Annotated in this window: 15 protein-coding genes and 1 CRISPR repeat array (1 of these 16 running past the window's edge); of the genes, 5 read left to right on the top strand and 10 right to left on the bottom strand. The window is 55.2% G+C overall.

The genetic code is table 11. The annotated features are described in order from the left end of the window. A CRISPR array of direct repeats spans positions 1–3314; the repeat unit is 37 nt; unit sequence GTTTCAATCCCCTCGCGGGGATTTTGGTTTTTTGAAG; it reaches 1326 nt to the left of the window's first position. A 172-nt stretch (positions 3315–3486) separates the two neighbouring features. The 4 genes from cas2 to QTO31_RS00470 all read right to left on the bottom strand — a co-directional run bounded on the left by cas2 (position 3487) and on the right by QTO31_RS00470 (position 7266). Further along, entirely contained in the window at positions 3487–3768 is a 282-nt protein-coding gene (cas2, locus tag QTO31_RS00485; RefSeq protein WP_031461333.1) for a CRISPR-associated endonuclease Cas2, read from the bottom strand. A 19-nt stretch (positions 3769–3787) separates the two neighbouring features. Then, positions 3788–4807, bottom strand: coding sequence for a CRISPR-associated endonuclease Cas1 (gene cas1 / locus QTO31_RS00480; RefSeq protein WP_301427747.1), 1020 nt, complete (start codon positions 4805–4807; stop codon positions 3788–3790). After that, the gene (gene cas6 / locus QTO31_RS00475; protein ID WP_301427746.1) at positions 4785–5648 is read right to left on the bottom strand and encodes a CRISPR-associated endoribonuclease Cas6; all 864 of its coding nucleotides are present in this window, start codon (positions 5646–5648) and stop codon (positions 4785–4787) included. Before cas6 ends, cas1 begins: the two co-directional genes overlap by 23 nt. A gap of 166 nt (positions 5649–5814) precedes the next feature. Next, entirely contained in the window at positions 5815–7266 is a 1452-nt protein-coding gene (locus tag QTO31_RS00470) for a hypothetical protein (protein WP_301427745.1), read from the bottom strand. 838 nt (positions 7267–8104) lie between these two features. On the opposite strand from QTO31_RS00470, the gene QTO31_RS00465 reads away from it, so the two are divergent. After that, positions 8105–8992 (top strand): carotenoid biosynthesis protein, encoded by an 888-nt coding sequence (locus QTO31_RS00465; protein WP_236631297.1) that lies wholly within the window; start codon positions 8105–8107, stop codon positions 8990–8992. Here QTO31_RS00465 and QTO31_RS00460 read toward each other — a convergent pair. From QTO31_RS00460 to QTO31_RS00435, 6 genes are all read right to left on the bottom strand, one after another. Beyond that, positions 8913–9719 carry a lysophospholipid acyltransferase family protein gene (locus QTO31_RS00460; RefSeq protein ID WP_031461112.1) on the bottom strand — a complete coding sequence of 269 codons (807 nt, stop codon included), beginning with the start codon at positions 9717–9719 and terminating at the stop codon, positions 8913–8915. The genes QTO31_RS00465 and QTO31_RS00460 overlap by 80 nt on opposite strands. Before the next feature lie 14 nt (positions 9720–9733). Next, entirely contained in the window at positions 9734–10216 is a 483-nt protein-coding gene (locus QTO31_RS00455; protein WP_301427744.1) for a hypothetical protein, read from the bottom strand. Positions 10217–10228: 12 nt separating this feature from the next. Further along, positions 10229–11317, bottom strand: a complete 1089-nt coding sequence (gene dusB, locus QTO31_RS00450) for a tRNA dihydrouridine synthase DusB (RefSeq protein WP_301427743.1) — start codon at positions 11315–11317, stop codon at positions 10229–10231. 322 nt (positions 11318–11639) lie between these two features. Continuing rightward, positions 11640–12821, bottom strand: coding sequence for a radical SAM family heme chaperone HemW (hemW, locus tag QTO31_RS00445; protein ID WP_031461109.1), 1182 nt, complete (start codon positions 12819–12821; stop codon positions 11640–11642). 3 nt (positions 12822–12824) lie between these two features. Beyond that, complete coding sequence (locus QTO31_RS00440) at positions 12825–14201, bottom strand: TrkH family potassium uptake protein (protein ID WP_031461108.1); 1377 nt, start codon at positions 14199–14201, stop codon at positions 12825–12827. Next, complete coding sequence (locus QTO31_RS00435; RefSeq protein ID WP_031461107.1) at positions 14198–14869, bottom strand: potassium channel family protein; 672 nt, start codon at positions 14867–14869, stop codon at positions 14198–14200. The genes QTO31_RS00440 and QTO31_RS00435 overlap by 4 nt, the downstream gene beginning before the upstream one ends. A gap of 171 nt (positions 14870–15040) precedes the next feature. Here QTO31_RS00435 and QTO31_RS00430 point away from each other — a divergent pair, with 171 nt between their 5' ends. The 4 genes from QTO31_RS00430 to QTO31_RS00415 all read left to right on the top strand — a co-directional run bounded on the left by QTO31_RS00430 (position 15041) and on the right by QTO31_RS00415 (position 19086). Beyond that, a complete protein-coding gene (locus QTO31_RS00430) occupies positions 15041–15775 on the top strand; it encodes a Uma2 family endonuclease (RefSeq protein ID WP_031461106.1) in 735 nt (244 codons plus the stop codon). An 11-nt stretch (positions 15776–15786) separates the two neighbouring features. Next, complete coding sequence (locus QTO31_RS00425; RefSeq protein WP_051871204.1) at positions 15787–16536, top strand: Uma2 family endonuclease; 750 nt, start codon at positions 15787–15789, stop codon at positions 16534–16536. Positions 16537–17391: 855 nt separating this feature from the next. Beyond that, positions 17392–18144, top strand: coding sequence for an SURF1 family protein (locus tag QTO31_RS00420; protein WP_031461243.1), 753 nt, complete (start codon positions 17392–17394; stop codon positions 18142–18144). A 90-nt stretch (positions 18145–18234) separates the two neighbouring features. Then, on the top strand, positions 18235–19086 hold the full coding sequence (locus QTO31_RS00415) for a tetratricopeptide repeat protein (protein ID WP_031461242.1): 852 nt from the start codon (positions 18235–18237) through the stop codon (positions 19084–19086). Positions 19087–19133: the final 47 nt, after the last annotated feature.

Genomic DNA, 19133 nt, shown 5'->3' with positions numbered 1-19133 from the left:
CGCTCGCGTTTTTCGCAATCGAGGTTTCAATCCCCTCGCGGGGATTTTGGTTTTTTGAAGGAAAATTTAGCAGGGTGGATTACTCAAATTACGACAGCACTATAGTTTCAATCCCCTCGCGGGGATTTTGGTTTTTTGAAGCCACATTCACCCGCTCACTGGCCGAATACACCCGCGCTTAAGTTTCAATCCCCTCGCGGGGATTTTGGTTTTTTGAAGGGAAGACTACCAGATTATTTACGACCGCGAAACCGGCGAGTTTCAATCCCCTCGCGGGGATTTTGGTTTTTTGAAGTCGATCACCCGCCGCCATCCGGCAGCGGCCAGTTCATCTAAGTTTCAATCCCCTCGCGGGGATTTTGGTTTTTTGAAGATGCGGGTCTGGCAAATCTGGCGGGGAACAAAGAACTGGTTTCAATCCCCTCGCGGGGATTTTGGTTTTTTGAAGCCCCACGGTAGGCGCAATGCGTGCGTAGCGCTGCGGTCAATTTTCAATCCCCTCGCGGGGATTTTGGTTTTTTGAAGGGGTCCGACGAGTATTGACGATATTGTCGAGCATGACGGTCGGTTTCAATCCCCTCGCGGGGATTTTGGTTTTTTGAAGTTAAGTTTATGAGTTTCGTTGAAAACGGTTCCGTAGTTGAGTTTCAATCCCCTCGCGGGGATTTTGGTTTTTTGAAGTCGGAACGCGGAGTCTCCCTCCCGGAGCCGACGACTGCCTGCCCGTTTCAATCCCCTCGCGGGGATTTTGGTTTTTTGAAGCCATAAAAAGAGAGTTGGCGTATCTGAGAAAATACGGTAGCTTGTTTCAATCCCCTCGCGGGGATTTTGGTTTTTTGAAGTCATTGTCGATGAGGCTTGGCAGTATCTGGCTTTAGATGCGTTTCAATCCCCTCGCGGGGATTTTGGTTTTTTGAAGGGGAAAGCGACGAACTTATACAAAGTGTTGGCGTCACTTTAGTTTCAATCCCCTCGCGGGGATTTTGGTTTTTTGAAGTCAGTATGCGCGTTCTCGATCAACAAACGTACACTGTAGAGTTTCAATCCCCTCGCGGGGATTTTGGTTTTTTGAAGCTGAGCTTGGTTAACTTTTGTGTAGACAGCATATTCTGTTTCAATCCCCTCGCGGGGATTTTGGTTTTTTGAAGACAAGGGAAAATGGAGTTGTTGATTACGATACTATAAAAGTTTCAATCCCCTCGCGGGGATTTTGGTTTTTTGAAGTCTACAAAACCTCGTATGTGCAGGTGCCGCACGAGCAGGGTTTCAATCCCCTCGCGGGGATTTTGGTTTTTTGAAGGGGAGCGACTACAGCGACTACGAGCTGGTGGAATTTAAGTTTCAATCCCCTCGCGGGGATTTTGGTTTTTTGAAGGGATTTGGGAAGGTGTTAAGAGCTGGGTGCGTGGATACGAGTTTCAATCCCCTCGCGGGGATTTTGGTTTTTTGAAGACAGCTAAGTGCGGCTGGTGGCCGCTTCTGTTGAATATGTTTCAATCCCCTCGCGGGGATTTTGGTTTTTTGAAGGGCTTCGATGGGATCGTTGGTGACAATCCGGGGTTTATCGGTTTCAATCCCCTCGCGGGGATTTTGGTTTTTTGAAGCGTACTACGCGATGGTGGAGCGCGCAGGCTTTACCGTCGCGTTTCAATCCCCTCGCGGGGATTTTGGTTTTTTGAAGGCTACGGTACGAAGAGCTGCGCCGTAGCTGATCAGCCGGAGTTTCAATCCCCTCGCGGGGATTTTGGTTTTTTGAAGGACAACACTGAACAGATCAAGATAGAGTTTATCCCAGCTGTTTCAATCCCCTCGCGGGGATTTTGGTTTTTTGAAGTTACCCTCGGCCTGGCTCGGCGCGCTCGGCGACAGCGACGGTTTCAATCCCCTCGCGGGGATTTTGGTTTTTTGAAGGTACGAGACGGCGACCGGCGGGATTGTCATTCATCAGTTCGAGTTTCAATCCCCTCGCGGGGATTTTGGTTTTTTGAAGGACTGAGATTCACACGGGGTTGGGTAGCGCGACGGATTTGTTTCAATCCCCTCGCGGGGATTTTGGTTTTTTGAAGGCCACTCGGTTTCACTGTCTACCCTTACAAAGACGTTACATCGGTTTCAATCCCCTCGCGGGGATTTTGGTTTTTTGAAGTGACATCAAACCCGTCGAGCGTGTTTTCAACAAGCTCGGTTTCAATCCCCTCGCGGGGATTTTGGTTTTTTGAAGGTAGTGAAGGTGGTGTCAGTAAAGGAGGCGTAAATGTATCGGTTTCAATCCCCTCGCGGGGATTTTGGTTTTTTGAAGTTTGATTGAAGAGCGCGGATTGCTGGCGCTGGCCAGCAGCGACGAGTTTCAATCCCCTCGCGGGGATTTTGGTTTTTTGAAGCGTTCGTCGGCGAGGAACTCGGAAGCTGGACAGTTGAAGACGGTTTCAATCCCCTCGCGGGGATTTTGGTTTTTTGAAGCAAAGTAGTTCAGCAATTGAAGCCGTTTCTACCAGAATAACGTTTCAATCCCCTCGCGGGGATTTTGGTTTTTTGAAGCGTTCGTCGGGTTTGACAGGGAAGTCACATACACTATAGTTTCAATCCCCTCGCGGGGATTTTGGTTTTTTGAAGCTGTATATCAACGGCACGTTGGCAGATCCGCGCCACGGCGAGTTTCAATCCCCTCGCGGGGATTTTGGTTTTTTGAAGTTGTGATTTTTCTGCGAGAGGGCGCGGTCTGGCCGGAGTACGTTTCAATCCCCTCGCGGGGATTTTGGTTTTTTGAAGTTAGCGAGATGGCGGTGGAGGGGAACGCGGTCAGTCTGTTTCAATCCCCTCGCGGGGATTTTGGTTTTTTGAAGTGTCCGGCAGTTCGTTACTGCGCGTTCGCACGCGGGCAAAGTTTCAATCCCCTCGCGGGGATTTTGGTTTTTTGAAGGGAACAATCGCGGAACTGATTTCCGCGTCTTCAAGACAGGTTTCAATCCCCTCGCGGGGATTTTGGTTTTTTGAAGCTGGCGAAGGGAGTGGATTGAACGAGGTAGGATGAGTTAACAACTTTCAATCCCCTCGCGGGGATTTTGGTTTTTTGAAGTAGATCTCGTGGCATGCGGTCCGCACTGCCCGGTATTGATTGCCTTTCAATCCCCTCGCGGGGATTTTGGTTTTTTGAAGTGAATGAAGTTGCGGCAATCGCACTTCATACTGCTTTCTGCGACTTTCAATCCCCTCGCGGGGATTTTGGTTTTTTGAAGGTAACTATACCAAGTCTACGCGCTTGCGAGTACGGCAGTGCCTTTCAATCCCCTCGCGGGGATTTTGGTTTTTTGAAGATACCACATCTGCGACCGCTTCGCAAGCGGCTCTATTGGGCTATTTGCGCGGTGAGTGTCTGCTGACGTGAATGTGTAAAGAGTTTTCATAGGTTGGCAAATGGAAAAGTGCCGTTTTTCTGCGTTCTGATGCGATTCCGCGCCGTTTGTGTGCCGGAGCTTTGCCCTGCGCTTAGAAGATGTAGATGTCTGGACTCGTCTCTGGCGGTGGCCCCTCGCCGATGACTTCGATGTGGTACCGACAGGCGTTGCAGAGTTGGTAGATGCGTAGGCGGTCGCCTTCGTCTGTTTTGATGAGGCGGTTGAGTTTCTGACGGAGCTGACGGTACGCTGCCGGTTCGAGGTCGCATTCAAAGACGCTCTCCAGGACGCGCTGGCCGTAGCCTTCAAGCAGGCGGGCAACTTTGAGCCGCCGTTGGTCGATGCTAATGTCGTAGCTGATGAGGTAGAACATTAGGTCGCTCCTCCGTCGCTTAGCGCGCTGTGAATGGTTCGTAGTGCTCTTGTTGGCCACGAATGACGCGAGCAAGGCGACGGGCTTGCAAGATGATACAGCGGCTGTAGGGAACTCTTCCCGGCCCACTGTCGGCGCCTTCGGGATGGGTGGCTTCGGTGTGCATCCGCTCTTCAAAGGCGGTGAGAAAGGCACGTTTGCCTTCATCGGTGATGACCACCGGACGATCTTCGTCGCCAGGCTGAAAGTGTTCGGGCCGCAGCCGACCGTCGTTGCAGACGCGCACGACTAGTGAGTCGACAAGCAGTGGCCGGAACTCTTCCATGAGGTCGAGGGCCAGCGAGGGCCGTCCGTAGTCGAGGCTGTGCAGGAATCCCAGGTAGGGATCGAACCCGGCTGCCTGCACGGCGCCGAGAACTTTGTGGGCGAGAAGTGTGTAGCCGAAGGACAGCAATAGGTTGACCGGATCGGGTGGCGGGCGCCGCTGCCGACTGCGGAAATTCCATTCTGGCCCGATTAGACTGCGTAAGCCGGCGAAGTAACGGGCAGTAGCGCTGCCCTCCACACCGAGAAGCGCACTGTGACGAGTGGTGCGGCCAACACGCTTGATGTAGGCGTTGAGGTCGTCAGCCGCGGCAATAGCTTCCGGTGGTGGTGAGGCGCGGTTGCGGCTGAAGCGTTGCAGGAGTACGCGCTGGTTGCGGAGTTTGCCTTCAACGAAGCTCTGCGCAAGTCTGAGCGATCGTGCGCTGTCGGCTGCGTAAGCGTATTGGGCCTGGCGCAATGCAACGTGGGCAGTGGTCTGCCCGATCAACCGCCCCTGGTAAGCTCCATCTACCGTCATGAAGGTTACTTCAATACCGCGATCTAGCAGTCGTTTGATCGCCGGTGTGCTGATGCCGATGTTGCCGAAGATGACAATGTCTTCGATTTTGACGAGCGGCACACTGCCGATGGTTTCACCGGTACGACGAATGATGATCCGTTCGCCGTCACAGCCGATTTCTGCGCCTTGTTCAATCAGATAGAGTGTCGCCATCGTTGTTCGGCTCACGGTAGTGCTGGTCAGTTGGTTTGGTGAGGAGACGGGCCTGTCCAAAGCCACGGGTGGTACCGGCGCCGATGCCACTGTAAAAGGCAAAGCGGGCCAGGACGTCGATGCAGGCTCGCCAATAGCGGTCGTGGTTGATGCTGCGAAAGCTGCATCGGCCAACAGCGCCGATTTGAATGACGCCACCGCTCGTTGGACTGGCAACACTGCGTAGCTCATAACGGTTGATGACCAGGCATTCAGCGGCGTATCGGCGTACTTCCTCTGGTAAAGCCAGCTCTGATGAGGCATTCCACTGGTCGAGCAAGCTGCCGAAGACCAGGTCTGGTAGAGGAATAGGAACGTTGATCCCACGCTGGCGAAAGGTAGTCGGCGATGCGAATTGAAATGTCCAGACGGTAGGAAGATGGTCAGGACGACTAAGAAGTGGCATGGCCAGCTCTTGATAGGTGGCGCTTCCGGCCCACGCATGGTCGGTGTTGCGGTCGGCACGAGCAATGACCTGCCAGGGCAAACCATCAAGGTCGAGTGGCGCAAGGGCATCTGGTGTCCATCCGGCAGCGATGTGTTCGAGTTCAGGGCTGAGAACGGTTACCCGCAGGTGGTAGTTCCGTTCAGGATCAACGATCACCTTTGGTTCTCCACCGAGTTCCCAGACGTTTGAGACGGTAAGCGGTTTACGTCCGTTGTCGTCGTGGATGCGGGCAGCCAATGCCGGATCGGCGCGCTGAATGAGGCCAAGAATGGCGGCATGGGCTGCCCGATTGAGATGACCGGCCACCTGTGCGGTGGCAAGCGGCCGAATGGTGAAGACGATAGCCTGTGGCATTGCGAATCCCTCATCGATAGAGTTATGTTGTTGTTAAGGTACCACATCAGTGTTACGAGTATACAGTATATGCAATACAAACTGATAAGGCAATTGTTACCTCCCGCAAGCGGGGGGAGGGGGCAATTCCTGCAACAGGATTTTTTTCGGGTTCGGCTCTCAGCTTTCACTCTTTACTTTGCAGCAAGCGCTCGAGGAGGTGATTGATCTGTTGGTACGGTGATGGCGGTAGTGGTTGTTTGCAGACCGCTTCGTAGAGCTGTTGTAGATGCGGTACGATCTGGTCGGCAGCGGTCGAACTGGCCTGCTGTCCGGCGAAGGCCCGCGCCAATCCGATCTTCTGCACGCCCTCCAGGTGATGGGTGAGTTCGTTCCGTCGTTTAACCAGCTCGCCGAGCCTATCAATCGCCTGGAGCAATGCTTGTTGGTGGTGATTAGGTGGATAAAGAAGGTGGCCGATTAGTTCCCGCAAAACCGAGCGGTCGACCGGCAAATCGCGTTGCCGGTCGCGGTCGCGCGACAGAGTGAACGGCTGTTGTTGCAGCCATTCGCGGGCAAGGTAGGGGCCGTCAGGGTCAGAGCTCCCCCGTCGATTGCGGAATTCAGCGCCTTGTAATAGACAGAGATAGCGGAGCAGATTCTCTTCAAACCGCACGACCTGAACGAGAAAATCTGCGTAGAGGCCGATCTCGTAGCGGGCAGCAGCGCCATGTACGACTTCAGCCAGAAGCGAGCGGCGGTCAGGACTGACGACCTGGGCTTGCAGGGTAGCTAGTTCAGTTTGCCATGGGCCAGCATGATCGATTTTCGCCAGTGCTTTGCGGGCATTGGCAAAGTCAAAATTGAAGCGGTAATGAGCGTAGGCGAGTAAAGGGTCAATCAGGCTGGCCGCCTTCGGATCAAGACGGTCGGTAATAATCGCCTCTTGTTCGAGGAAGGTACGGGCAGCAGCAGCGTAGGCGTAAGTCGCTGCGTTTGAGCGCAGGGTAGCACGGAGTGGCGTTGCCAGCAATCGTTTGCCGGTATTGAGGGCAATCGGTATTTCCTGTGCGGGGTGAATGGAAAGAACCTCGGCGCGACTGCCAAACACTTCGGTGCTGGCAATCAGTAGACCGGTTGTCATTGCCGGTGTGCCGCCAGTCACCTCTAAGAAAGCAGTGTGTTGAGGGTATTGGTACTGTAATTTGGTCAACTGACGTTCAAGGAAGCGCAGAGTCAGGTCGTAATCTGATGGATCACAGCCTCGGTCACGCTCGTTGCGAATAGTCCAGATGGTGATTTGCTCAGTTGGTAGTGCTGGATAGGGCGTGTGCCCCTCACTGAGCAGACGACGAATGATCGCTGCCGAGTGGATGGTGTCGCTCGACCAGAATTGATCATTACCGTCAGGCGGTGGTGGTTGATCGGATGCGATCAGAATCACGTGATCAAGAGCTATCTGACGTTCGGCCAGGTATTGCAAGGCTTTGCCGATGATGGGCAACCGTAACGTGGTGTACAGTTCGTGATAACGGGCCAGAACGGTCTCTGCCCATGTCCGTTCGCCGATGTTGTCTTTTGGGAAGGCCTTACTTACGACGTCGCGCCCACCGACATTACAGATCAAGATTGCGTTCATAGGTGAATATCCTGAATATAGAGATGAGATGTGAAAGTAATGATACAGTGATTTTACCGAGTGAGGGGTGAAGGGTGCACGGGGGTCGGCGCCCGACCTCCCTCGCCGGCGTGCTGATAGGGTGAGCGCGGAGTGTACGCTGAAGTCTGTACCTGCGAGGGGAAGTGATGCGGGTCGGTGGAAGGAGTTTTCTGCTTCGGCTCCTCTTCACGCACCTGGGTGCGCGGGCCGCGCAGCGAGATATTGTCAAACCGGTCGAGATGGATGTTCCTCTTCGCGCACCTGGGTGCGCGGGCCGCGCAGCGAGATATTGTCAAACCGGTTGAGACGGATGTCCCTCTTCACGCACCTGGGTGCGCGGGCCGCGCAGCGAGATATTGTCAAACCGGTCGAGATGGATGTTCCTCTTCGCGCACCTGGGTGCGCGGGCCTCCGGCCCGCGTTCTTCGATATGCGGGTAGAATCTTCCGGTTGACGCATCGAGCCATCATCACCTTTTGACCTAACGCTTGCAGGGTCTGGGTTGAAAACCCGTTCCTACGTGTGGGGCAACAGGCAGGTGCTTCAGACTACGGCGAGGCGGCGGGCGGGTTGAGAACCCGCCCTACAATACGCTGACGACATGAACGACGTGCGAAGTGTGGCATAGGAAGACCGCTGGCGGAACGGGAAGCTGCGCACCGCTGCGCGCACTGAGAAGGTAGAGTCTCGCCTCTGCTACTCCCGTTCCTCTCCTCTCTCTTCTCATCTTTGTTCTTCGACCTGAACAGCTATGTGCTATGGCTTTGACAGGCCATGAAAGCGAATCTATAATCAACTATAGGGGCTACCGAATGGTATGACCCTTTCGTCTGGGGTCTGTTACTCTATGCTTTCCGATCAGTCTATTCTGCAGAACTTACGTCGAACTGTTGTTGCATTATTCACGCTGTACCTCTTCATTTATCCGTTTGCGATTGTCTTGGTAGCACTTGATAAAGTGCCGGTATGGGGGACATGGATGGGCGGCGCACTCCTGATTTTACAGGGTGCGCTGATAGGGTTTTGGTTGACGATACGGTATCGCTGGTGGGGAGCAACGGCTGCCAGTTTGATTTTGGTGATCTCGTGGGCAGTAGAACATATTGGAGCGACAACCGGATTCCCGTTTGGAAGCTACACCTACACCGATGTGCTCCAACCGCAAGTGCTGGGTGTTGTCCCACTGGCTATTCCGTTCGCATGGTTGCTCATCGTGGTGGCAGCAGTCGGTGTGGCCGAACGCATTCTAAACCGTGATGGGAAGCCGATAAATGACCGTCAGCTTCATTCAACACGAGTGCTAACCGCAGCTTCATTCGCACTCTTGCTCGATGTCACCATTGAACCATTTGCCGTCTACATCAATCGTTACTGGGTCTGGTCGAATGCCGAAAGTGGTTTCTATTACGGTATCCCGGCATCGAACTTTGTGGCCTGGTGGATCACCAGTCTGTTGTTGTCGTGGATTCTGTTGTACCAGCGCCGGGCAGCCGCACACCGTGGCTATACCCCACTATCATTTATGACCTGGCTGCCACCACTCCTTTATCTTACGAACCTCACGATGTTTGTGGTCGTCAATCTGGCCCGTGGTCAGGTCTTACCGGCGCTCATCGGTGGTCTGATTATGCTCGTGCTCGCAGGCGATTGGCTGCTGCCGCGGCTGGCCCGTCGTCTGCGCCGCGTCGCCGAAACCAACCTCTAACCGCATCCCAGGTGCGGTCAATTCCCCAGCGTCCGTTGAGCAGCGGCTGGAATCGTCCCAATCGCTGCTCAATCACATCGGCTCGCAGTTTGTCAACCGCAGCCGTCAGGCGGGCAGCCACATCACTCCGGATCGCTTCAATATCGTCCCGGCTGGCCGGTGGGTGAGGTGGGCCAACTTGAACAAAGGCGTGCGGCCATTGCTGACCGAGGAATTCGTAGCGCAGCGCAATTGGGCAGAGGGTCACATCGCCAACTAGAGCCGCAATTCGGGCAATTCCTGGGTAAATGGTGAGGGGACGGTAGTCGTTTGCTTCGATCCGCCCCTGCGGGAAGATATAGAGTGCCCGATCACGCCGTTCGCGCAACAGATTGGCGGCATAGATCTGCGCACGCTGTGCATCGTCGGGATCACGTCGTTCGATAGAAAATGCACCGCACCAGGTAAAGAAGCGGTAAGCACGCAGTTGGCGTTCTTCCATCATCAGATAGCTATCGAAAGCACGGCGCATAATAGCGCGATGGATCAGCATCAACATGTACCCATCCCACCACGCCGAATGATTAAGGTAAAAGATATATGGGCCACGACATGGATCGGGGCGAGGACCGTATTGGGCAAACCAGACGTGATCAAAGCTCCGTTTGAGCGCCGGCCGGGCGAGGATGTAGTAGATCGCTTCATCGGCGATCCAGATTTTGTTGGCAGGAATCCGTGGCGTGATCATAGCAATAGACAATTTCAATGAGGCAATGCGTTCGGTGCGAGATTGGCGCGGGCAGTAGCGTATGCTGCTTGCACAGACGTTACCGGTGGCGGGTCGTGATCGGCGAGCGCGTGGGCAGCGGTTATAATCAGTCCACAGGTTGCCGTTACCGCCTGGAGCTGGGGAAGAACAGCGCGAGCATGCTGACCAATAGTGACCAATAGAGCATAACGACCGCTGATGCCAGCGGTGTAAGTGGCGCGCAAGAGGTTGTTAAGGCGATTCGGTAATTGCGGTGTAGTTGCCGGTGCAACAATAATGATCAACTCTGCATCGCGCATATCGGCAACGACGTCGGCGAGAAGCCGGTCGGGCTGATCGGATGGCAATCTGCCCAGGAATGCCGCTCGCTTCACCGGTGGTAACGCAGCCAGGAGCTGGTTCAGAATCACCGGCGCCGGATCGTCCTCTTCTGTGCTGCCACAAATACCGAGGGTAAAGAGATAGCCGTCGTGCATAGATACCTTCTATCAGAGCAATACCTTATCATGTTCGGTTGGGCCATGCGATAGCTCCAGCGTTGATGCAGCCTGATCGGATTCAACCCACGGCGCGAAAAATCGTTCAATCGCCTCTCGTGCAGTCTCAAGACTGGTGGATGTATGTACGGCCACGCGCAAATGATTACTTCCGGGCAAACCGATGTGAAACTGGCCGATTAACTGCTTGATCTTATTGAGCGCCAGGCGTTCGGGTAGTTCCTCGGCGCAAATCATCATGTATTCAATCAGCAAATTGCGTTTGTCAGCCGGTGTTGGCATAAATGGCGTCTCACCGCGACGGAGATCGGCGATCTGCCGAAAAATCCAGGGATTAGCCATCGCCCCACGCCCGATCATCACGCCGTCGGCTCCGCTATCACGCAGACGGATCAGCGCGTCGTGAGCGGTTGTGACATCGCCACTACCGATCACCGGAATAGAAACCGCCTGCTTAAGCGCCGCTACACGCGACCAGTCGGCCTGACCTTTGTACCCTTGTTCACGGGTGCGCGGGTGAAGCGTGATGGCAGACACTCCTGCCGCTTCTGCCCGCTTGCCGGCTTCGATAAAGTTGAGCTGCCGTTCATCCCAACCGGCGCGGAGCTTAAGGGTAACCGGAATCTGTACCGCTGCCCGAACTGCCCGTAGCAGTCGTTCCATTTTGGGCAGATCACGCAACAGGGCCGAGCCATGCCCGCCGCCGGTGACTTTCGGTGAGGGACAGCCACAATTAATATCGATAATATCGGCACCTAGTTGTTCGACCACACGCGCCGCGTTGGCGACGAGATCAGGATCATTGCCCGAAATCTGCATCGTCAATGGTCGTTCTTCGGGCAGGTAGTCGAGCAGCCGGTGACGGCGCAGCGCTTTGGGGCTGACACTGGCCGCGTTAGTCATTTCAGTGCTCACCAGACCGCAGCCGCCAAGTCGCAGGATCATGCGCCGGAAGATACTATCGGTGACTCCCGCCATAGGAGCGAGAATGATATTTGGTTCGATCCGGATATGCGCAACGTTGTAGGCGGTTGGGAGTTGCGCAATCTCTTCAGGTGTGATCTGATGCTGATGGCTCATATCGAATCTGATGCTCTCTCACGAATGTCGGCATGCAGGAAGGCCATTGGCCTTTGTTTGCTCAAGACCTGTTTCCAAGACTGTCGAATGGATAGGGCAGGCCTGTCGCCTGCCCACTTTAATTATAGCAGAAGTCTGGCAGAGGTGTAAGGGTCGTATAAAGGGGTCAACATTCTTACCTGACATGGCAGCAGTGTGGAGCGAGGGGGAACAGAGTGTCTCCCAACCTATCCGCAGCACGCACGTGCCGCGACGGACTACGATAGGTTGGGAATCTGTCTCTTCGCTCTCTCTGCTCACCTCTCGTTTCTCACTCCCAACATCAGACAAAATGTGCGAACACCTGATTGCCAAGCATCCGTCCTCGCGATGTCAACCGTACCCGTTGCTCATCACACTCGATCAATCCCTGTGCACTGAGCTGGTCGAGCGTTGAGCCGTACATTTCACATAATGATCGACCGACACGAGCAGCAAAATGGGCAAAGCCGACCCCGATGTCGAGGCGCAGACCCATAAACATCGTCTCGGCCGCTAGATCGTCGGTAGTAAGCTGAATTGTCTCTGCGATGGGGCGGCGACCAGCCTGTACTGCGGCAATATAGCTATCGATTGACCGTAGATTGGCGTAGCGCTGCGGAAAGACGTGACCATGAGCACCGGCGCCAGCGGCAAGATAGTCGCTGTTAAGCCAGTACGCCAGGTTGTGCTGACAGGCCAATGCCGGAGGTGCATCTGGCCGGTCGGTACCGACGGGCCGTACCCAGTTTGAAATTTCGTAGTGACGGTATCCAGCCTTGGCGAGCATCTCTATCGCCAACTCATACATTGCGCCGGTCAGGTCATCGTCAGGTACGCGCAAGCGCCCCGCAGTAACCTGGGCATAGAGCGGTGTATTTTCTTCCAGAATAAGAGAGTAGAGTGCGATGTGATCGACATCCCACGCGATGATCTCGTTGAGTGTCGCTCGCCATTGGGCCAAATCCTGCCCTGGCAGGCCGAAGATGAAATCCAAGTTGATCGAATCGAAACCAACCGTGCGGGCATCCTCAAAGCTGGCCCGCGCTTCGGCAGCGGTGTGAATGCGGCCGAGCATGCGTAATGTCGGGTCGTGCAGACTTTGCACACCCATACTCAACCGATTCACACCGAGACTGCGCACATCGCGCAGGTAATCGCGGCCCAAGACGGTACCGGGGTTAGCTTCAAGCGAGATTTCGGCTGTGTTGAGCGGGATTATCGTATCTGCTGCCTGGAGAATGCGTTCGATCTGTGCAGCGGACAGCATACTCGGTGTACCACCACCAAAGAAGATAGTGGGCCGCAGCGCAGCCGCTTCAGGCGAGACCGGTAGCGGTGGCAGGTGATCGCGCAACATCGCCAGCTCGTGGCAAAGTGCGTCAACATACGCCTCAATTCGGTGCTCCATATTTGCGTAAGTGTTGAAATCGCAGTAGGAGCAACGCCGATGGCAGAAGGGAATATGGATATAAAGGTGTCGCATGCGTTATCCGATCAGAATTTGCTCTTCGGGGTATGTGACCGGTTGCGGTGCAGTGCTCTGGCGGGCGATGGCGGTAATGATCGTTAGCGCTCCCAACCGCCCCCAAAACATTACTGCGATGATAATCAACTGCCCGAAGGTATTCAGTTCACCGGTGAATCCCAATGTAAGACCGCAGGTAGCAAACGCTGAAACTACTTCAAAGACAACCTGATCGAGGGTGGCATCATGGGTTGCCACAATCAGCCACGACGCGAGCAAGACAACGAACAGCGAAATGGTTAAGACTGCAGCCGCACGACGCACCATCCCGGTTGCCAGACTCCGTCCACCAAACTGAGCGGTGGGCAAACCGCGAGCGTAGCTCCACAACGAGATGGAAAGCACGGCAAAAGTACCGGTTGTAATCCCACCACCCATTGAAGCCGGGGCACAGCCGATAAACATGAGGGTAATCAACAGCAACTGACTGGCCGGTGTTAACGACTCAAAGTTGTCCATCCCCGAAAAACCGGCAGTGCGGGCCGAGATAGACTGAAACAGTGACACAAAAATCTGCCGGTCAAGCGGTTGACCGTGGAGGCTGCCATCGCTATCGAATCCTTCACTGAGCCAGAGACCCAGTGCTCCCAGACCAACCAGCAAGCCGACGACAATCAGTGTAATACGTGTGTGCAGTGATACTTTCCGTTCGCGAGCGTATGAGATAAGATCGGCGATCACGGGGATGCCAAGGCCGCCGGTGAAGATCAGAACACCCATAATAAAGAGCGTGATACTGTCGCGCGGAATGCCATTTTCAAAGCCAGGCGTACCGGTGAAAAGGTCAAATCCGGCGTTACAGAAGGCCGATACTGCATGAAAAAGTGCAAAGAAGAAGGCCTGTCCTTCACTCAGTCGCGGATCAGTCCGCCAATGCAGGTAGAGGAGCAGTGCGCCAATCGCTTCAATGGTCACGACCGTAATCAATACTCGCCGCGTCAAGGTAACGATAGCCGCCGGTGAGAGCAGCCCGAGCGAATCGCTAAGCGCGATCCGGTCGGTGAAACTGATCCGGCGACCGAGGAGACGGAAGATAATCACGGCGACGACCATGAATCCAACGCCGCCAATCTGGATCAGCAGCATCAGGAAGATTTGCCCCATCAACGAAAGGTCACGTACTGGCGTAATGATCGACAATCCGGTGACGCTAAGCGCCGAAGCTGCTGTGAACAAGGCTTCCATAAAGGTCAGCGGTCGGGTACTGCTGACCGGGAGAAGGAGCAGGAGGGTACCAATTGCGATCAGCAAGGCCAGGCCACTCACCAGTCGAATTGGTGGCGGAATCGGTTTTCGCCGCAGTCTGGTCAGATTGCGGCTGGTTGCAAGCGTAGTCATGACGACAAATCGCAGAATGTACTGATGCTCGAATCGGCGCCGATGATCAAAATCCGGTCATCACGGCTGAACACGTAGTCTGGTGGTGGGGTCACGATCATCTTCCCGTTGTGCTTCACGGCCAGGACATTAATGCCATAACGCCGACGCAGGCCACTCTGCATCAATGTTTGTCCAATCAGCGGCGCAGGTACTTGCACTTCTGCCACGCTAAACCCAGAGCCGAGGTTGAGATGTTCAAGGACGTGTGGTTCTGAGAGTTGCCAGGCTAGGCGGGCGCCGGCTTCGTGTTCGGGTAGCACTACCATATCGGCGCCGACTCGGGTTAATATGTATTTCTGTCGTTCATTGAGCGCCTTGCAAACAACCCGCTTAACCCCTAGGCTCTTGAGGGCAACCGTCGTCATCAGATTCGCTTCAAATTGCGAACCGATAGCAACCACAACCGTATCAAATGACATAATGTCAACTGCACGCAGTGCATCCTCATTGCTCGAATCAAGTGCTACGACCTGAGTCATCTGATCGGCCAGTTGCTGCACAATGTTCGGATCACGGTCGATTCCCAGCACTGTGTGCCCGCGCTCAATTAGACTAAGCGCCACACTGCGCCCAAAACGGCCAAGGCCGATAACGGCAAATTCGAGCCGACTTGGCTTACGTGCCATCGACTCTTCCTCCTGTATGCAATTATGCCAGCCAGTAATGGCTATCAGCTATATTGTACCGCAGATGTCGGATAGAATAGAATAATGTTGCTCTTTTCGCTCGCTCTTGCATAACATGAACTGACCGTTTATACTTGCCATAACACGTCATAATCAGGGAAAGAGCTTGATATGAGCGTGGATACGACAATTGTCACTAGCCCTGTTGCACCCACCCCGCCCGACGAGCGACCGCCACTTAATTCGGGCGACCGCTTGACTAGGGCTGAGTTCGCTCGACGCTATCAGATGCACCCTGAAATTAAGAAAGCTGAATTGATCGATGGGGTTGTTTACGTGGCTTCACCAACTCGTCATCGGCAGCACGGCAAGCCGCATGGCCTGCTTGTGGGATGGATCATCACCTATGCAGCAGCAACTCCGGGAGTGGATTTCAGCGACAATGCGACGGTGCGGCTCGATCTGGAGAACGAGCATCAACCCGATGCTCTCTTACGCCTTGAACCAAGGCACGGGGGGCGTTCGCACGTTACTACCGAAGACTACATCGAGGGGCCGCCTGAACTGATCGTCGAAGTTGCCGCCAGTAGTGCTGCTTACGACCTACACGACAAGAAGCGCGTTTATGCGCGCAGCGGTGTGTGCGAGTATCTGGTCGCGCAGGCGTATGAGCGTCGGGTGGACTGGTGGGAACTGCGCGAGGGGGTGTTTACCCCACTGCCGCTCGCAGCCGATGGTACGCTGCGCAGTCGCGTCTTTCCTGGTTTATGGCTCGACCCGGCGGCATTGTGGGCAGGGGATGCCGCTGCGCTGCTCGCTGCGCTCCAGCGCGGTCTGGCCGATCCCGAGCACGCCGCATTTGTCGAGCGGCTGCGTATGACTTCCGGGAGCGCTCCGGCATCGTGAAGGGAGAGACGATGAGCGTGGATACGACAATTGCCACTAGCCCTGTTGCACCCACCCCGCCCGACGAGCGACCGCCACTTAATTCGGGCGACCGCTTGACCAGGGCTGAGTTCGCTCGACGCTATCAGATGCACCCTGAAATCAAGAAGGCTGAATTGATCGATGGGGTTGTTTACGTGGCTTCACCGACTCGTCATCGGCAACACGGCAGACTGCACCTGCTCTTGGTTACCTGGCTGGGTGTGTATAGTGCCGCAACACCGGGTGTTGACGGCAGTAACAACGCGACGGTACTCCTCGACTTAGAGAACGAGCATCAACCCGATGCTCTCTTGCGCCTTGAACCAAGGAACGGGGGGCGTTCGCACGTTACCACCGAAGACTACATCGAGGGGCCGCCTGAACTGATCGTCGAAGTTGCCGCCAGTAGTGCTGCTTACGACCTGCACGATAAGAAGCGCGTCTATGCTCGCAGCGGTGTGTGCGAGTATCTGGTCGCGCAGGCGTATGAGCGTCGGGTGGACTGGTGGGAACTGCGCGAGGGGGTGTTTACCCCGCTGCCGCTCGCAGCCGATGGTACGCTGCGCAGTCGCGTCTTTCCCGGTTTATGGCTCGACCCGGCAGCATTGTGGGCAGGGGATGCCGCTGCGCTGCTCGCTGCGCTCCAGCGCGGTCTGGCCGATCCCGAGCACGCCGCATTTGTCGAGCGGCTGCGCGGGGAAGATGCGGAGGATCGTCAGAGAGGCAGTGAAGGTCGCTAGATATATTCTGTGTACGCCATCTGGGGTGAGTTCGCTCTTATACCAATCCTGTCTGCGACAAGCAGGTATCATTTTTCCCAAATGTATGCGTCAGTTCATAGTACTACGGATGCCTTGCAGCGATGGAGGAACGCCGATGGCCGACCCGCCGTATGTCGATGGGATCACCTAATCGGCTACGGTAGCGCCGTTCCCCCACGCGCACCCATGGTCTCTCAGAAGGGGCGGTTCACGAACCGTCCATACCCCATTGGCGACTGTGCGGGTGTCGCATCATTCGGATGCACCGATTCCCATTCCAGCGGTGGGCTATGTCCTTCGTTTGTGGTGGGGGTAATGCCAGCCCCACACCGCACAAGGCGGGCCGGAGGCCCGCGCACCCAGGTGATGGTGGGGCGGGGAGCGCACAATAGGATGCAAACGTTTAACTTCCCGTTCTAGTGGTGGGCTATGCCCTTCGTTTGTGGTGGGGGTAATGCCAGCCCCACACCGCACAAGGCGGGCCGGAGGCCCGCGCACCCAGGTGATGGTGGGGCGGGGAGCGCACAATAGGATGCAAACGTTTAACGGCCCGTGCACCGGATGATCGTATCGGTCGGGAGTCATCTTCAGCGGATGCGTGGTATTCATTGGTTTCACTCTGCTATTGCATCGTCCGAATCATGGTGGTGACCCGAAGCTGAGCGCGCTGAAAATCTTTAATTCTCCACCCGTACCTACTTTCTGCCTTGATCTTATCTGGCGCCCCTCACCCGCCTGTGATCCGCTAATCGTGGTATCATTTGTTGTAGCAGATGTTACCTGCGACGACATTGCTGCATCATGATAGATAGATAACCTGGAATTGTGCTGACTATGACATCAACAACCGTTGGCGGGTATCATCATCTCTTGCGGGGTTGGTGGATCGCCAAACATCTGTTCGCAGTGGTTATTTTCGTCACCCTCATGAGCCTTGGTTTCTGGCAGCTTGATCGGCTTGGTCAACGGCGTGCAGCGAATGCGGCCCGTCTTGCCGCGCTCGAGCAACCGACAATTCCGCTTACCGCAACAACCGATCCGGCTACCGTCATTGGGCGGCGCGTGGTGGTCAGCGGTACGTTCCGCAATGAAGAGAGCGTGGTCTTACGAGGGCGTCGTTCGGATAATGGTGTTGATGGTGTACATTTGCTCACACCCTTGCAAATTGCCGGGAGCGAACAGGCGGTACTGGTTGATCGGGGATGGATTCCATCCGCACAAGGAGCAGCGACCGCATATGCCGTAACGCGCAAGGTAACGATTGAAGGAATCGCGCGTGCTCCACAGGTGCGGCCTGATAGTCTGTTGGCCGGGCGCGATCTACCACTACCGGGTGAAACGCGCATCAATGCCTGGCTGCGAGTCGATGTACCGGCTATTCAGCGTCAGGTCGGTGTGCCGTTGTTACCGCTCTTTATCGAGCAACTTCCTGACGGTAGCAGCGGTCTGCCGCGACCGCCTGATCCGTACCGTCTGGATGAAGGGCCACACCTTGGTTATGCGCTACAATGGTTTACCTTCGCCGGAATTGTTGGTGTAGGTTATATCTTCCTGTTGCGTCAGGAATTACGACCCAGGAAAGATTGACAATCTTCTTACATATTACAGACACTTCTTCAACAGCTTTTCTGGTACACTACAATGCAGAGATATACTATCGGTGCAAGGAGAGAAAGAATGGCCATCGGAGTTTCGAATAAAGTTGGTGTAAACGTCACCCAAACTGCCGTGATTGATGTGAGCGAAGCTACCTTCGAGCGTGAGGTGTTGCAACGCTCGCAAACGGTGCCAGTTGTCATTGACTTCTGGGCGCCGTGGTGTGGGCCTTGCCGTGTGTTGGGGCCAACACTCGAACGGCTGGCCCGCGAGGCTGATGGCGCCTGGGTTTTGGCGAAAATCAATGTCGATGAAAATCCGCGTCTGGCCCAAATGTTCCGGGTGCAGGGTATTCCGGCAGTTAAAGCAGTTTATCAGGGAAAAATTGTTGACGAGTTTACCGGTGCTCTCCCCGAGAGTCAGGTGCGGGCCTGGTTGAAGCGAATCGTTCCGGATCGCAATGCCGATCTGCTGGCAATGGCACAAGCGCTCGAAGCGACGAATCCGGCAGAGGCAATTGCCCGTTATCGTCTAATCTTAGGTCAAGACCCGAAGAACGAGACAGCTTTGTTCAATTTGGGTCGGTTGCTCACATTGCGCGGCGATCCAGAGGGGATTACCACTCTCAAACAAGTGCCAGCAGGGAGTCCCTTTGGTGGGCGAGCTATTGCCGGATTAGCCATCGCCGATCTGGTTAGTGCGCCGACCGAACCGGCTGAAGGAAGTGAAGGCCTCTATCGGCAGGCGGCAGCAGCGGTACGCAATGGCGATTACGCTACCGCGATTGAACATCTGCTGACGTTGGTCGGTCGTGATCGGGCATTTCGCGACGATGGTGCTCGGAAGGCATTGCTGGGTCTTTTTGCGTTGCTTGGCGATGATCATCCGCTGGTAGGTCCGGCGCGACGGCGGCTGGCAAATCTGTTGTTCTGAAACAATGCCGGTGTGCGTTGGCACGCCGGCGTGTTCTGCGATACCCT

The organism is Chloroflexus sp. MS-CIW-1 (assembly GCF_030444705.1).
Taxonomy (GTDB): Bacteria; Chloroflexota; Chloroflexia; order Chloroflexales; family Chloroflexaceae; genus Chloroflexus.
This window is presented reverse-complemented; position numbering and strand designations above follow the sequence as displayed.

Bases quoted from the DNA above. Each gene is read 5' to 3' on its own strand.
- cas2 (WP_031461333.1), bottom strand. From the start codon at position 3,768: ATGTTCTACCTCATCAGCTACGACATTAGCATCGACCAACGGCGGCTC.
- cas1 (WP_301427747.1), bottom strand. From the start codon at position 4,807: ATGGCGACACTCTATCTGATTGAACAAGGCGCAGAAATCGGCTGTGAC.
- cas6 (WP_301427746.1), bottom strand. From the start codon at position 5,648: ATGCCACAGGCTATCGTCTTCACCATTCGGCCGCTTGCCACCGCACAG.
- QTO31_RS00470 (WP_301427745.1), bottom strand. From the start codon at position 7,266: ATGAACGCAATCTTGATCTGTAATGTCGGTGGGCGCGACGTCGTAAGT.
- QTO31_RS00465 (WP_236631297.1), top strand. From the start codon at position 8,105: ATGACCCTTTCGTCTGGGGTCTGTTACTCTATGCTTTCCGATCAGTCT.
- QTO31_RS00460 (WP_031461112.1), bottom strand. From the start codon at position 9,719: ATGATCACGCCACGGATTCCTGCCAACAAAATCTGGATCGCCGATGAA.
- QTO31_RS00455 (WP_301427744.1), bottom strand. From the start codon at position 10,216: ATGCACGACGGCTATCTCTTTACCCTCGGTATTTGTGGCAGCACAGAA.
- dusB (WP_301427743.1), bottom strand. From the start codon at position 11,317: ATGAGCCATCAGCATCAGATCACACCTGAAGAGATTGCGCAACTCCCA.
- hemW (WP_031461109.1), bottom strand. From the start codon at position 12,821: ATGCGACACCTTTATATCCATATTCCCTTCTGCCATCGGCGTTGCTCC.
- QTO31_RS00440 (WP_031461108.1), bottom strand. From the start codon at position 14,201: ATGACTACGCTTGCAACCAGCCGCAATCTGACCAGACTGCGGCGAAAA.
- QTO31_RS00435 (WP_031461107.1), bottom strand. From the start codon at position 14,869: ATGGCACGTAAGCCAAGTCGGCTCGAATTTGCCGTTATCGGCCTTGGC.
- QTO31_RS00430 (WP_031461106.1), top strand. From the start codon at position 15,041: ATGAGCGTGGATACGACAATTGTCACTAGCCCTGTTGCACCCACCCCG.
- QTO31_RS00425 (WP_051871204.1), top strand. From the start codon at position 15,787: ATGAGCGTGGATACGACAATTGCCACTAGCCCTGTTGCACCCACCCCG.
- QTO31_RS00420 (WP_031461243.1), top strand. From the start codon at position 17,392: ATGACATCAACAACCGTTGGCGGGTATCATCATCTCTTGCGGGGTTGG.
- QTO31_RS00415 (WP_031461242.1), top strand. From the start codon at position 18,235: ATGGCCATCGGAGTTTCGAATAAAGTTGGTGTAAACGTCACCCAAACT.